General features: G+C 50.0%; 13 protein-coding genes. 4 read left to right on the top strand and 9 right to left on the bottom strand.

The window, feature by feature from the left end:
* Window positions 1–39: 39 nt before the first annotated feature.
* The 4 genes from ACTHTA_RS09705 to ACTHTA_RS09690 form a co-directional block, all read right to left on the bottom strand.
* Entirely contained in the window at window positions 40–2769 is a 2730-nt protein-coding gene (locus ACTHTA_RS09705; RefSeq protein ID WP_049328461.1) for a lactoferrin/transferrin family TonB-dependent receptor, read from the bottom strand.
* Between the two features lie 86 nt (window positions 2770–2855).
* A complete protein-coding gene (locus tag ACTHTA_RS09700) occupies window positions 2856–4634 on the bottom strand; it encodes a transferrin-binding protein-like solute binding protein (RefSeq protein WP_308888486.1) in 1779 nt (592 codons plus the stop codon).
* Between the two features lie 137 nt (window positions 4635–4771).
* Complete coding sequence (locus ACTHTA_RS09695) at window positions 4772–5680, bottom strand: transposase (RefSeq protein ID WP_440364397.1); 909 nt, start codon at window positions 5678–5680, stop codon at window positions 4772–4774.
* A gap of 117 nt (window positions 5681–5797) precedes the next feature.
* On the bottom strand, window positions 5798–6526 hold the full coding sequence (locus tag ACTHTA_RS09690) for a YebC/PmpR family DNA-binding transcriptional regulator (RefSeq protein WP_049329917.1): 729 nt from the start codon (window positions 6524–6526) through the stop codon (window positions 5798–5800).
* 365 nt (window positions 6527–6891) lie between these two features.
* Here ACTHTA_RS09690 and ACTHTA_RS09685 point away from each other — a divergent pair, with 365 nt between their 5' ends.
* Complete coding sequence (locus ACTHTA_RS09685) at window positions 6892–8322, top strand: alanine/glycine:cation symporter family protein (RefSeq protein ID WP_049329916.1); 1431 nt, start codon at window positions 6892–6894, stop codon at window positions 8320–8322.
* 58 nt (window positions 8323–8380) lie between these two features.
* Here ACTHTA_RS09685 and trhA read toward each other — a convergent pair whose 3' ends face one another.
* Complete coding sequence (gene trhA / locus ACTHTA_RS09680; protein ID WP_049329915.1) at window positions 8381–9007, bottom strand: PAQR family membrane homeostasis protein TrhA; 627 nt, start codon at window positions 9005–9007, stop codon at window positions 8381–8383.
* A gap of 384 nt (window positions 9008–9391) precedes the next feature.
* Between trhA and ACTHTA_RS09675 the strand changes: the two genes are divergently transcribed.
* Window positions 9392–9955: an RBBP9/YdeN family alpha/beta hydrolase gene (locus tag ACTHTA_RS09675; RefSeq protein ID WP_440364398.1), complete on the top strand. Its 564-nt coding sequence runs from the start codon at window positions 9392–9394 to the stop codon at window positions 9953–9955.
* Window positions 9956–10087: 132 nt separating this feature from the next.
* Here the strand turns inward: ACTHTA_RS09675 and pyrC are convergent, their stop codons facing one another.
* From pyrC to ACTHTA_RS09660, 3 genes are all read right to left on the bottom strand, one after another.
* Complete coding sequence (gene pyrC, locus ACTHTA_RS09670) at window positions 10088–11122, bottom strand: dihydroorotase (protein WP_070747746.1); 1035 nt, start codon at window positions 11120–11122, stop codon at window positions 10088–10090.
* 97 nt (window positions 11123–11219) lie between these two features.
* On the bottom strand, window positions 11220–11813 hold the full coding sequence (locus ACTHTA_RS09665) for an NMCC_0638 family (lipo)protein (RefSeq protein WP_070747749.1): 594 nt from the start codon (window positions 11811–11813) through the stop codon (window positions 11220–11222).
* Between the two features lie 12 nt (window positions 11814–11825).
* Window positions 11826–12050 carry a sulfurtransferase TusA family protein gene (locus ACTHTA_RS09660; RefSeq protein WP_003681929.1) on the bottom strand — a complete coding sequence of 75 codons (225 nt, stop codon included), beginning with the start codon at window positions 12048–12050 and terminating at the stop codon, window positions 11826–11828.
* A 109-nt stretch (window positions 12051–12159) separates the two neighbouring features.
* Here ACTHTA_RS09660 and ACTHTA_RS09655 point away from each other — a divergent pair, with 109 nt between their 5' ends.
* Window positions 12160–12771: a CNP1-like family protein gene (locus ACTHTA_RS09655; RefSeq protein ID WP_070747752.1), complete on the top strand. Its 612-nt coding sequence runs from the start codon at window positions 12160–12162 to the stop codon at window positions 12769–12771.
* Between the two features lie 63 nt (window positions 12772–12834).
* Here the strand turns inward: ACTHTA_RS09655 and ACTHTA_RS09650 are convergent, their stop codons facing one another.
* Window positions 12835–13950: a porin gene (locus ACTHTA_RS09650; protein WP_070747755.1), complete on the bottom strand. Its 1116-nt coding sequence runs from the start codon at window positions 13948–13950 to the stop codon at window positions 12835–12837.
* A 29-nt stretch (window positions 13951–13979) separates the two neighbouring features.
* On the opposite strand from ACTHTA_RS09650, the gene ACTHTA_RS09645 reads away from it, so the two are divergent.
* On the top strand, window positions 13980–14203 hold a 224-nt coding region (locus ACTHTA_RS09645; protein WP_308888175.1), incomplete at its 3' end, for a hypothetical protein.

Genomic DNA, 14203 nt, shown 5'->3' with positions numbered 1-14203 from the left:
GCAAAGGTCTCCTATTGCCTTGATGCACGGTTGCTTAGGTTAAAACTTCATCTCCAAAGTCAGGGTGTAATTTCGTCCCGGTGCGGCGTAGCGGTTATACCTACCGACATTATTGTGCCTATTGACCGCTCCTTCGGCAGTCTGCCTTACAGACTCCCAAGTGGTATACCGGTAGTTGAAGAGGTTATACACGCCTGCGCGCAGGGTCAGGTGTTTCTTGATATTGTAATATCCGAAAACATCCGTAACATGCCAAGGCCGCGTCCGCCGTGATGCTGCTTTTTTAGCATTGGCATTACCGTTCAACAGCGCCTGGCTGCCTAGCAGTTCGTCAACAGATTTTGCCTTGGAATAAGTAAACATCGTATTGATGCCCCATATTCCGTCAGGATGGTCGTAACCCAAACCCAATACATATCGTGAAGGTTGGACGGCATCAAAGAGATATGAAGTTACAAACGTCCTGTCGGCGCGTATATCGGCATCTTTGACCTTGATACGGTTATAGGCAAGCGTGGAATACAACCCGTCCGGCAACCTGCCCCATACACCGTGCCAATCGATTTTACCCAAAATATTGATACCGGCTATCCGTGCATTTTGAGCATTTCGGTATCCGGGGTCGCCAGAAGCCGAAGTTTGCCCGTTTTGAGTTCGGGTTTCATAACCGAATGCAATCAGGTCGCGATAAGCATTGTTGAAATAGCTGGCTTCCAAATTGCCGAAGTCCCCTTTAAATACAATACCTGTCTCTCTATTAAAGGATTTTTCCGGTTTCAGATCCAACGTTTTCAAAGACTCCCCGGCTCTCCAGCCGTACATTTCGGCAAACGACGGTAGACGGAAGCCCGTAGAAGCGCGATAAGTCAAATCCATCCAGGTGAAAGGCTTGAGGACTACGCCTGCGTTCCAAGAAAGGTTGCGGTGAGTGCCGGTAGAGACACTCTTATCTTCCGAATGCGTACTGCGGTAATCGTAACGTATGCCTGCTCCGACATCCGCCCACCTGCCCAAACGAACATTGTCTTGAACGGCTGCATAATAACCGTTGCCGCCGATATTCCTCGGTGTGCAGTCTGTATAGGTGTTATTGCCGAAGCGGCATATTGGCGATGTATTGACCGTGGTCTTGCCGATAGACACCCAATACGGTTTGCCTTGGCTTCCGTTGGGTGACTGCGCCCCTTCCGGGATTTTCGATCCATATGCCTGAACTGCGTTTTGAAGATAATAATCGCTGTGGGACAATTGCGACTTAAAGCGGTCGTACCCTAGATTGATACTCAAATTGTGACGAATTTTGGCCGTATCAAATGCCTTTTTAAATACTGCTTGGAACAGGTTTCGGCTTTCTTCATAAATCATCCGGTCGGATTTATAGAAGGAATACGGTTTATTGCCGTCGGGACGGCAATTTTTATCCGAACCGTCGTGAGAGCAATGCGTCTGCTGCAAACGGTTGTCCAAATCTATACCTTGCCGGTCATAAGAAAGTCGGGCGTAATCGGCCCAGGTATCCTTGTCAGCATTATGGTAAACATATTCGACCCCGTACCGGTTTTTAGTATGGCGTTCATCATAAAACACGCCGGTACCGTAACCGATACCCTGCAATGTACCGCCCTCTCCCTGAACAAACAGCCTTTCGGCCTTATTATTGCCCGAATATTTGCCAAAGCCGCTCGGCGTACCGTTTCTCCGGACACTTTCATTCAGATCGGCCTCGGTAAAATAGGCAGGAACAGTCATATCCCGTGTATCAAAGGTCTGCTGCGTACGTTCAAGAACGGCTCCGACATAATGGCGGTTGTCCAAATGCCACCCCGGTCGGAACAGCCATGATTGGCTGCCATACTCAAGCGGGGCCGCAAGGAAGCGGCTGGGGCCGGTATAATCCTGCGTGCTGACGGTTTTGCGCTCATCTTTGGCCAAAGCATCTTTTTTCGCATTGTCTTTACAGGCCGCATATCCATTGGAACATTCCTCTTCGACAATGAAATTTGCGTACGGATGGGTATCCTCGACCGGTATCAGCCGGTTGAAACTCTGCACACCTTTACCAGCATCTTTATGCGCATGGATTTCCTGCCCCCGCCGTTTAGTATAAATAAGGAGGGCTTCCGCGCCGCCGCTGCGTCCTGCAAGCGCAAGGGACTGTGTCAGGGCATGGTCTTTTCCAGAATAGGCAGTTTTACTCTGAATGCCCCACTGTTTTCCCTCTCCGATAATGTCGGCTGCGGTTTTGGTTTGAAATGCGACCGAACCTGCCAATGCGCCGTTTCCGTATTCTGATGAATTCGAACCCTTGCTGATTTCAACGGCCTTAACGTTTTCATACTCAATTTCATTGATTGCGCCGCTGCTGCCCGCCGTCCTCGTCCCACCCAATGCCGCCTGCGCGGTGTAGGACTGTATTTGCGAAACGCCGTCTACCGTTAAGGAAACACGGTTTTTATCCATGCCGCGTATTGAATAGCCGGAACTTGCGCCCCGACCCTGTTCGACCACGGCAATACCCGGATCGTAACGGGTCAGGTCTCGGATATTCAAAACCTGTTCTTTACTTAGCGTCTCGGAAGATTTGACCAGCTTGCCCAGCCCGGTTACTTCGTTATCACGGCGGGTTTTCTGTTTTTTCGCATTGACCTGCACGGTATCGAGCTGCTTTTCCATCACTTGTCCGGACGGTAAAACATCCGCATAAGCAGGCAGCGCAGTCATCAGCGACAGGCATAAAATATTTAATCGGAACAAATGTTGCTGTTTCATATCATTTCTCTACTTACTGCCTTCAGACGGCATTTAAAGCCGATATGCCGTCTGAAGAACTTTCCTCTGTCAACCGGCAGCCCAGTTTACCGGACAAGCTGTTGGCGTTTCGTACCGAATACCACTGCCGCCTTGCCGCTTTCTCCCTCCAATGTATTTCCGGAGAACGATCCGCCCATCTCAATGGCGTTTTTGCCGTAGAAGCCGCCGGACACATCTGCACGGATATTCGTTCGTTTCGGATCGATGGTATTTTTCGGATCTAATGCAAAGCCGTTTTCACCGGTTTTCGCCACACCTGAAAAACCGTTGCCCTGAATCGTGGCAGTGATGGTGAATACGGGGGCAATGCGGTCTTTCGCCGTCAGCATACCGTTGAGGGTTTTCTCGGCAAAATTAACTTTAAACTCCGCCCGGTTACCGCCTTCCTTATTGGAAGGTTCGGCACTCCAGCTCGTACCATTAACAATAGTACCCGACCATGTACCGCGATATACCGCCTCTCCCGCCGTTACAGGCATATCGGAAACCGGCGTACGGCTGCCCTGCAGGAACATATCGTGCGAACCGCCGTGTTCCAACACCCCGAAATGCAGGTAATCCAAATTGGAGCAGCATACCGACACCTTCACACCATCTTTCTCAAATACATGCTGGAATGCCGTCTGAGTGCCTTCGGACGGCACAAGCGCAAGCTCTACGCCGTCAATCAGCAGTTTGGCCACGTTGCCGAAGCTGTCTATCTGTTTTTTCACAAAATCCGCACCGATGCGGTAAGCGTCCATAAAGGTTTCAGCCAATGGTTTTTCTGCACCGTCTTTCTGTTTCGCGCCGAATACGGCAAGCACTTTCTTATCGTTTGCCAAAAACTTGCCGCCCAACTCATCGCCCTGAGGCCCGTAGAAACCACCTTCCAGACTATCAGAATCAGAAACGAAGGGATGATCGTTCCCAGTATCTTTATCTGCAGCCAACGCCTTACCTTTGAAGCGGTTACCGTGCAGGTTAGCCTGAATGTCGTAACGTTTAATTTGTTTGGCTTTATTTTCGGTTTCGTTATGGGTAATCCGGTTATTGCGGTAGAGCGCGCCGGTCATGGTCTTGGCGGCGAAATCCACCTCAAACTCGCTGGTCAGCCCGAAATCGGTCTGACCTTTCGGTGCCTCGCTTTCATTGCGCAACACATCCGCTTCCTCGGCAGACAAAGCCCCGTACCTATCCCCCGCTGGCGGACTACCCAACTGGGGAAACTTCTGTTTTTCCTTGGCATCGGTTACATAATCCCAAGTACCTTTGTAAATCGCCTTGCCCGTCGGCAGAGCTTGGGAAGGATTGCTGCCTTTGTAGAAAAGGTAGCCGTCCGGACCGAAAAGGGCGATATTGTTTTTGGGATCGATTTTATTGGCACCGTTGCGGTAGATATAGCCCGAGCGGACATACTTAAATTTCGTGTATCCTTCCACGCGGCTTTTACCATCGCCCGTTGTGATGGATTCGTTCAGCGTACCCTTATCCATCGCAAAAATGTCATCCTTTTGGGGAAACTTATCCGGTTCACCCGCCGCCAATTTCACCCAATCCGCATCCGACAGCGGCTGATGCCCCTGTTTCACGTTGAAATGGACATTACGGCGCGGTATTTTGGCTGCAAAACCGTAAGCCAGACGGTCGTTTTCCGCCGCCTGCGCTTCATCGGGTTTTGCCGGTTTTTCAGTCTGTTCGTCTTGGTATTTCGGTGCTTCGGACTGCGGGTTGTGCTGTTTCGTTTCCACGCTGTCCAAATCGAAACTGCCGCCGCCCGCGCAGGCAGAAAGCAGCAGCACAGGCAGGATACCGGCTGCTTGGGCAATAAGTGAATTTTTCATATCAACTTTTTTAAAAATGATAATAGTTTATATTCTATTAACTTAAAATGTAATTTGCAAACATTTTCTGACGTATCTTCACAAAAAACACCCGCACATCCTTACTCCAGATATGCGGGTGTTTGAGCAAACTTTGCCTAACCCAAAGACACCATTTCAATCTGCTCCATCGTCCTACCCAGAAAACGTTCGCCTATCGTTCTGAATTTCAAAGGAATATCGCTGACATAAAAACGATAGTCGGGATTATTGTTGTCAGTATTGAGTAATCCCTCCTGCGCAAGGACGCGTGCTGTTTCTTCAGCCATCGTAATTGCAGAATCAACCAACGCGACATTACCCGCCTCCCTACCGATTAAGGGCTTGAGCAAGGGAAAGTGCGTGCAGCCCAACACCAGCGTATCGATGCCGTCTGCAAACAATGGTTTGAGGTATTCGCATACGGTCAGGCGGGTAACTTCATGTCCCAACCAACCTTCCGCATCGGTACGGGTATGTTGTTTGTAACCGAGTTTGTAGAGGCCGTTTTTCTTTGTCCAACGGGCATCTTCATCTTTGCTCGGTGTGGTTTGGCCGTTGACTTGTCCTTCTTCATCGACTTCTATGGCCTGACGCTGTTTGCTGCCGGCGGTCTGAATAATGGTGGCGTCAATGACGGCGGCGGATGCTTTCTCTACTTTTAAACCTTTTTCAGTCAGTTGGCGGTTAATCAGTTCCAGCAATTCGGACAGGGTGTCGTCTTGCGCCAGCCAGTTGCGGTAGCGGCATAAGGTGCTGTAATCGGGGATGCTCAGTTCGTCAAAACGGCAAAACAGGTTGAAATCGACGCGAGTGATGAGGCTGTGCTCGAGTTCGGGATCGGAGAGGCTGTGCCATTGTCCGAGCAGGACGGCTTTGAACATGGACAACAGGGGATAGGCGGGACGGCCGCGGTGGTCTCTAAGGTAATGGGTTCTTTGACGATTCAGGTATTGTTCGATCGGCTGCCAATCAATCACCTGATCCAACTTCAATAGTGGGAAGCGGTCGATGTGTTTGGCAATCATGGATTATGCGGTTTGTTGGAAGAAGGTGCTCATGAGAAATCCCCTAAATGTCTTGGTGGGAATTTAGGGGATTTTGGGGAATTTTGCAAAGGTCTCGGCCTTTTGTTCTTTAAACTCTTAGTCCAGATTTAACACGGCAGAAGTGTAAACGTCTTGTACGTCGTCCAAATCTTCCAATGCGTCAATCAGTTTTTGCATTTTAACTGCATCTTCGCCGCTCAACTCGGTTTCGTTTTGGGCGCGCATGGTAACGTCACCGTCAACAGATTTGTAACCTGCAGCTTCCAAAGCCGATTTCACACCGGCCCAGTCGTTCGGTGCGGTAATCACTTCGATGGAACCGTCGTCGTTGGTGATGACGTCTTCCGCACCGGCTTCCAAAGCCGCTTCCATCAACGCATCTTCGTCAACGCCCGGTTCGAACACCAAATAGCCTTGATGAACGAAGTTGAACGCTACGCAGCCGTCGGTACCCAAGTTGCCGCCGTTTTTAGTGAACGCGTGGCGCACATCGGCAACGGTACGGGTTTTGTTGTCGGTCAGACAGTCCACCATCAAAGCCGCGCCGCCGATGCCGTAGCCTTCGTAACGCAACTCGATGTATTCCACGCCTTCCAGATTGCCCGTACCTTTGTCGATGGCACGTTGCACGTTGTCTTTAGGCATATTGTTTTCAGCGGCTTTTTCCAAAGCCAGGCGCAGGCGCGGATTTGCACCGGGGTCGCCGCCGCCCATACGGGCAGCAACGGTAATTTCTTTAATCAGACGGGTGAAGATTTTGCCGCGTTTGGCATCTTGTCGGGCTTTTTTGTGTTGGATATTTGCCCACTTACTATGGCCTGCCATATTGATTCCTTTCGTTTTTTCACGCGTTGAGGCGGAATTTGCTTCATTTGTAAGGCGTGCATTTTATCATAAGTTGCCTTTAGCCAAAATATTCAGACAGCCCGAATATTTGCAAAAACAGGCCGTCTGAAAACAAAGAAACCTTTTTTAAATAAAGAAGCACATTGGCGGCAAACCTTTGTCAGTTTTTCGTTTTAATTCACGAAGGTTTACGGTATGATGACAAAATCGGTCAAAATTGTTAACAACTTAACCGGTATCGAATGGCAAAACGGCCTGCTCGCCGATATTGCCAAACGCGAAAAATGAGTGGGAGTAGTTACCCGTATCATTTTATTTTTATTGTTTTTATTAAAGGTTTTATTATGGAAGAAATATTGTCTGCTCTGGTGGGTGCAGTCAATCTGGTTCTTTGGGACTACCTGCTGATTTATGCCTTAATCGGCATCGGCCTGTTTTTTACCCTGTACTTGGGTGCGCCGCAAATAACCAAATTGGGGACGGGTTTCAAATCCGTTTTCGGTGGCTTGTTCAGCAAAAAAGACAAAGACCACGAAGGCAAATCTCTGTCTCAATTTCAAGCCCTTGCCGTGGCGATTTCCGCGCAAATCGGTACCGGTAACGTAGCCGGTGTCGCCACTGCGATTACCGCTGGCGGCCCGGGTGCCATTTTTTGGATGTGGTTGTCTGCCATTTTGGGCATGTCTACCATTTTTGCAGAAGCCGTTTTGGCGCAAAAATACCGCGTGGTCAGCCATGGCAAATACATCGGCGGCCCTGCGTTTTACATTACGCACGGCCTGACTCCGAAAATCGGCCGTGGCGCGGCGCGTTTTCTGTCCGGCTTTTTCTCCATCGCCTTGATTATCGCGCTGGGTTTCATCGGTAACGCGACCCAATCCAACTCTATTGCCTCTGCCATGAATTTGGCTTTCGATGTTCCTCCGATGGCTGTCGGTATTACTTTGGCGGTATTCGCCGGCCTGATCATCATCGGCGGCATCAACCGCATTGCCGGTATCGCGCAATTTGTCGTGCCGTTTATGGCGGTAATTTACATCTTGTGTGCCGTGATTATTTTGTTCAAATTCTCCGACCACATCATCCCGATGTTCCACAATATTTTTGTCGCCGCCTTCAATCCGGAAGCGGTATTGGGTGGTGCGGCCGGTATCGGTATGCGCGAGGCAGTCCGCTTCGGTGTGGCACGCGGCCTGTTTTCCAATGAAGCCGGTATGGGTTCGACCCCGCACGCTCATGCGACCGCCAACGTCAAACACCCTGTGCAACAAGGTATGGCTGCATTTATCGGTATCTTTATCGATACGCTGATGGTCTGCACGGCAACCGCGCTGATTATCCTGCTGACCGACGCCGACCTTTCCGGCGAAACCGGCGCTGCGGTTACCCAACTGGCGTTTAACAAAGCCTTCCCGGGTTTCGGCTCGCAACTGCTCGCCGTCTGTCTGACCTTCTTCGCCTTTACCACCATCATCGGCTGGTACTACTTCGGCGAATCCAATATCCGCTTCCTGTTCCGCGGCAAACATTTGGGCATCTACCGCGCGCTGGTTTTGGTGGCCATCGTATTGGGTACATTGGGCAAAGTGGATTTGGTTTGGAGTATGTCCGATATGTTCAACGGCTTTATGGTCTTACCAAACTTAATCGCCCTCTTCCTGCTGCGTAAGGAAATCCGTGCTGTTTACGACGATTATCTGGCGCAAACCAAAGCTGGCAAAGAGTTGACCTACAACTATGAATTCCACGAATTCCACGACAAAAACCCAGGTTGACGACAAACAAAAACCTCTCAGTCAAACTGAGAGGTTTTTTATTCCAGGCCGTCTGAAACTACAACACATAAAAATAAATGCTGATAAATTGCGTCAAACTGCCTGCTAAGACAAACAAGTGCCAAATACCGTGGCCATGGCGGATTTTCGTATCGTTGATAAACCAATAAATCCCCGCGCTATACAATACGCCGCCCAACACCAGCCAAAATAATCCACCGGCCGAAAGCGACTGTATCAGCGGCCATACCGCCACCACAATCAGCCAGCCCATCAACACATAAATCACCATCGACAGCAGCCGCTTCTCGCTTTTGCGCCCAATTGTCAGCTCTTGAACAATGCCCAACAAAGCCAGCCCCCATGACACGCCGAAAAGCGACCAGCCCCAACCGCCCTGCAGGGTAATCAGCGTAAACGGCGTATAACTGCCTGCAATTAAAAGATAAATCATGCAATGATCGACCTTTTGCAAAATCGCCTTGGCCTTCGGCTGCGGAATACTGTGGTATAAGGTTGAGCCCAAATACAGAAGCAGCAGGCAGACTCCGTAAGTCAGTGCACCGGCAATCCGATAGCCGTCCGCCGATTCTACCGCTTTCACCAGCATCAGCACCAAGGCTGCCACTGCCAACAAGAAACCGGCCAAATGGCTGTACGCATTAAATCTCTCGCCGTGATACATAAACCATTCTCATTTATAAAAGACCAAAGTGTACGCCAAGACAGGCGCTTCGTCAGAGAAATCGGGTTAAAAATAAGTTAAAGCGTAAAGGCCGTCTGAAAAACACGGCCTTGCAATATAACAAAAACATCTTTGCAACAAACAAACCATTCTTTCCCTTTTTCAGACGGCCCCTATATATTTCAAACCCGAACAACACGGCAACGCCATCCGCCCCTGCCGTGTTGTTTGCTTTATTATTCTTGCAAATATCATTTAACAACAAAAGCTTAATCAACCATCCTTACAAAGCGGCAAACAATAAAACATAAACAAACATGGTATAATAAACGCTTACAGGCAGAGATTTAGACAAAATCTCAGGCCGTCTGAAGGAGGAGAAACATGAATCGACGCGTTTATATCGTACATGGCTTTGAAGGCAATCCGCACGGCAACTGGTTTGACTGGCTTTGCGCCCAAGTCAAAAGCACCGGCGCACAAGCAATCTCCCTCGCCATGCCCAATCCCGACAAACCAAGCACGACCGCGTGGCAGTTTACCCTTGACCAGCACATCGGCAAGCCTGATGCCCATACCTTCCTAGTCGGCCACAGCCTCGGTTGCATTACCCTCCTTCACTTCCTCAGCCGCCAACAGCCGCAAAAAATCGGCGGTCTGTTGCTTGCCGCCGGTTTTGCCGATATGCTACCGCCCCTGCCCACGCTCGATGCCTACATTAAAGCAGCGTCCCCCGATTTCGACATCCTGCGCAAAATCGATATACCCAAACACTGCCTGGTTTCCGACAATGACACCCATGTTCCACCCGAACTGACTTTGGACATGGCGGCCAAACTCAAAAGCCCTGTTACCCATATTCCAGAAGGCGGCCATTTGATGGCTTCGGACGGTTTTACCCAACTGCCGCAGGCTTGGGAAGCACTGAAACCCATGTTGACCGAATAAATACACACTCTAATCCTATTTTCAGACGGCCTTGACTGTCTTCCCTCCCCATAACAGGCCGTCTGAACGACAATAAAAACAACCTGCCCTTTCAAGCAGGTTGTTTCTTTTTATGCCTAATTGGCGGCAAATTTAATATTGTACCGTCCATTCAATCTCGCCGCCGGCCCTCATCGGTACAAGCTCGCCATCGCCGTAAGGCACACTGGCAGGTACAGTTTGCGTTTGTTTGACCAATGTAATGGTATCGGTATTTTCAGGCAGACCGTAGAAACATGGGCCGTTTTTAGAAGCAAAGGCTTCCAGTTTATCCAACGCGCCTGCTTTCTCAAACACTTCGGCATAAAGCTCGATAGCAGTCATTGCGCTGAACATACCGGCGCAACCGCAAGCATTTTCTTTGGCAGTTTTAGCATGTGGCGCAGAGTCCGTGCCGAGGAAGAATTTGTGCGCCTTATCGCCGGTAACGGCGGCAACCAAAGCCTGACGGTGGGTTTCGCGTTTGAGTACAGGCAAGCAGAAATGATGAGGGCGCACACCGCCGACCAAAAGGTCGTTGCGGTTGAGCAGCAAGTGTTGCGGCGTCACAGACGCGGCCACATTATCGCCTGCTTCCAATACCAGTCGTGCAGCCTCGGCAGTGGTGATGTGTTCAAACACGACCTTGAGGTTTGGCACTTGCGCCAAAACCGGCTTCATCACGCGCTCGATAAAGGCGGCTTCGCGGTCGAAAATATCGATTTCAGGATCGGTTACTTCGCCGTGAACCAAGAACAAAATGCCCTGTTTCGCCATTTCTTCCAACACGGGGATCAGCTTAAACAAGTCGGTCACGCCGGAATCGGAATTGGTGGTCGCGCCTGCAGGATAAAGTTTGAAAGCCACAATACCGGCAGCCTTGGCTTCACGTACGAGTTCGGGAGTGGCGTTATCGGTCAAATAAAGCGTCATCAACGGCTGGAAGCTACTGCCTTCTGGCAGGGCGGCCATAATGCGCTCTTTGTATGCTTGGGCGTCGGCAACACTGACGACGGGCGGCTTCAGGTTGGGCATGATAACCGCGCGGCCCATTTGTCGGGCGGTGTACGGGACAACGGCTTTGAGCGCGTCGCCGTCGCGCAGGTGTAAGTGCATATCGTCGGGGCGGATGATGGTCAGGGTTTGCATAGCTTACTTTCGAGTGGTTTGGTGTGATAATGTTTCAGACGGCCTTTATTCGGCGGTAACAGTTTCTATTAATTTGGTGTTTCAATCGTCAACCGGCCTAAGGCAAAACGGCGGCCTTATTGTCGTAAGAATGATGGGTCAAATAAAAAACAGCCTGTACCGGAAAATGCTCGGACGACGTTGTTTTAACAGTCAGCAAGGTTTCTTTCGGACTGCCGGACGCGCGCCATGCGTAGGAAATCTGACGCATAGGCAACGGAGTTTCCACCAAATTATCGGCACGCAATTCAGCGTTCAAACCTTGCGGCGGATTTTCTGCCAAAGCCAAAAATTGTTTGAAAATCAGATGGTCGTCGGCTTTAGCCGTGCGCACGCTGCAACTGTCTTCAGTCAGGCTCAAATAATAATCTGCGCCGTTTACCGTTTTCTTCCAAATACTTAATGCCTCCAAATCCATCATTCCGGCAGGCAAATCGGCAATATCCTTTTTCGACAATAAAACCAGTTTGTTGGCATTGGCAAACTCGCCGACAAGGGCGGCATTGCCGTCTGCGGCCACGCAGCTTTGGCGGAACAAGTCGGTTACATTTTGGGCATAATCGACAGCGTTCTGCGGCGAAACGCCTTCATTGCCGCATGCACTCAGGCAGACAGCCAATACGGCGGCAGACAACGCAACGGCTTTAGACATTTCAGACGGCCTTTATTTGTGCTTCAACACCAGCTTGAACACGCCGTCGGCTTCGCTCGATTCCAACAAAACATGTCCGGTCTGACGGCAAAACGCTTCAAAATCGCCGGGCGCGCCGCCATCGGTGGCCAATACGGTCAGCACTTCGCCTTCCTGCATTTGCGCCAAAGCTTTTTTGGCACGCAAAATCGGCAGCGGGCATTTCAAACCAATGACATCCAGAGTTTGTGTATTCATGATGAAAACTCGTCATATTAATCAGAATTAACGTCAATTATACCGCACTTACTTGCACCCCACCCTGCAAGCCCATAAAATAAAGCCGTTTTTCACTTTGGAGCTGTCTATGCGCCGTTTTGCCCTTCTTGCCCTCAGCCTTGCCGCGACTCAAGCATTTGCTTTGGGTTTCAGCCAAAAGGATACGCTGACCAACACGCGTTATCAGGAAAGCCCTGAAGAAGTTGCCGCACGCGAGTTTAAAGAACACAAAGCCGAGTTGCCGCCCCTGCCCGATACCCAATCGGGCGATTGGTTCGACCTCTATGTCAACGAAACCTACGGCAAGCAGCCTAAAATCCTGCTCAGCAGCCTGCAAATCATGCCTGCGCCTGACAACAGCATCCGCTACGTCTTGAACGTGCGCTCCGACAAAGGCTACGACAACCTCTCCGTCGAAGGCCTCTATTGCGCCCGCACATCCTTTACTTACAGCAACGATAAGCGTTCGTCTTACAAAGTATTCGCTTACGGCGACACAGTAAACCACCGCTGGATCGAGCCGCGTAAAGGCGATTGGAAGCTGATCGGCAATGCGTTCAGCCGCAACGATGCCCTGCATACCGCCCTGTATCAGGCATTCTGTGTCGACGGCATGCCGACAACGGTCGAAGGTTTGGTACAACGTTTGAAAGAACGCGGTGGCCGTCACGGCACAACGCTGACCAACCACGACAAATAAACCGCTTTAATCAACAAAAAGGCCGTCTGAAATTTTTCAGACGGCCTTGTCTTTCAAGACGGCTTAGAATTTGTGATACAGGCCCACAGAAGCGGCTTTTTGTTCAACGCCGCCTTTGTTGGCTGCAGTCAGACGGGTTTTGTTGCCGACTTTCAGATACGCCAGTTGGGCAACTACGCCGGTGCGTTTACTGAAGGTGTATTGGCCGCCGACAACGACTTGGTCGAATTTATCCACCAATTTCTCGCCGCTGTTCACGCCCTTGGCAGGCCAGCCGTGTGCATAAGTAATGCGTGGGGTGACATTGCCCAATTTGTAGCCGACAGTTACTGCTGCATCAACCACTTTCACGGCTTCAGATTTGCCTGAATCGGCAGTGATGTCACTACCCTTGTACTCATTAAAACCATCGGTGAAATAGCCTAAATATTCGTTGGCTGTCTCATGGCCTTTGGCATAGTGTACGCCGCCGCCGACAAAGAGATTGTCTTTGTCGTAATAAGTTTCAACTTTGGCGATTTGTGCCGCTTTGACTTTGCCGGAATTGTCGGTGTACGCGCCGTTGTAATGGCCGTAAGCCGCATTGGCAGTAAAGCCGTTTTTAGAGAAGCTCACGCCGCCGGTGTATTGGTCTTTGGCCGCTTGGGTGTGCGTGTATTTGTCTGAAGGATTGCGGTTGTCGCGCGGTGCGTAAGACACGTTGAATTTGAATCCGCCAAAATCCGGGCTGTCGTAGCGTACAGCGGCATTACGGTTGCCGGTACGGGTAAATATGCCCAAGCCTGCGGCATTGGTTTTGTACATCCACGGATCGATGGTGTCCATTTCGTTCAGCATATTGCTGAGTTTACCGGCACGGACTTTACCGAATTTACCTTGCAAACCGATGAAGGAATCGCGATTGGCAAAACCTTGTGAACCGCCGGTAATGGCTGTTTTTTGTTCAACTTGCCAGATGGCTTTCAAATCGCCGCCCAAGTTCTCGCTACCTTTAAAACCGATACGGGAGGTATTGTCATTGATGCTGGTTGCGGTAGAGCTGGTTTCAGAACCTGCATCACCTTTGATTTTTACTTGACCAACGGTCACGCTGCTTTTGATTTGACCATAAAGAATCACTTCTGCAGAGGCAGCCAGCGGCAAACCGGCAATAACCAAAGCGATAATCGATTTTTTCATTATTCTCTCCAATACAAAGTTAAAATCTCGTGAAAACACGTTTGGCAATATTAATGTTTTCCAACGCTACAAACAACTACTTTCATCTTGATAGATACTTTTATTCATTAGAGTTTAGACTTTTTACAACATTTTCAAATAAAACAGGCCGTCTGAAAACAATTGAACTGGCCCCAAAATCTTGGACACTCATAAAAGCCTTTTCAGGCGCTCTGTGTAAGCTGGGTTCTGTATGCGACAGGACTCAGCTTTT

It is taken from the genome of Neisseria sp. P0013.S005 (assembly GCF_051958425.1).
Classification (GTDB): Bacteria; Pseudomonadota; Gammaproteobacteria; order Burkholderiales; family Neisseriaceae; genus Neisseria; species Neisseria subflava.
This window is presented reverse-complemented; position numbering and strand designations above follow the sequence as displayed.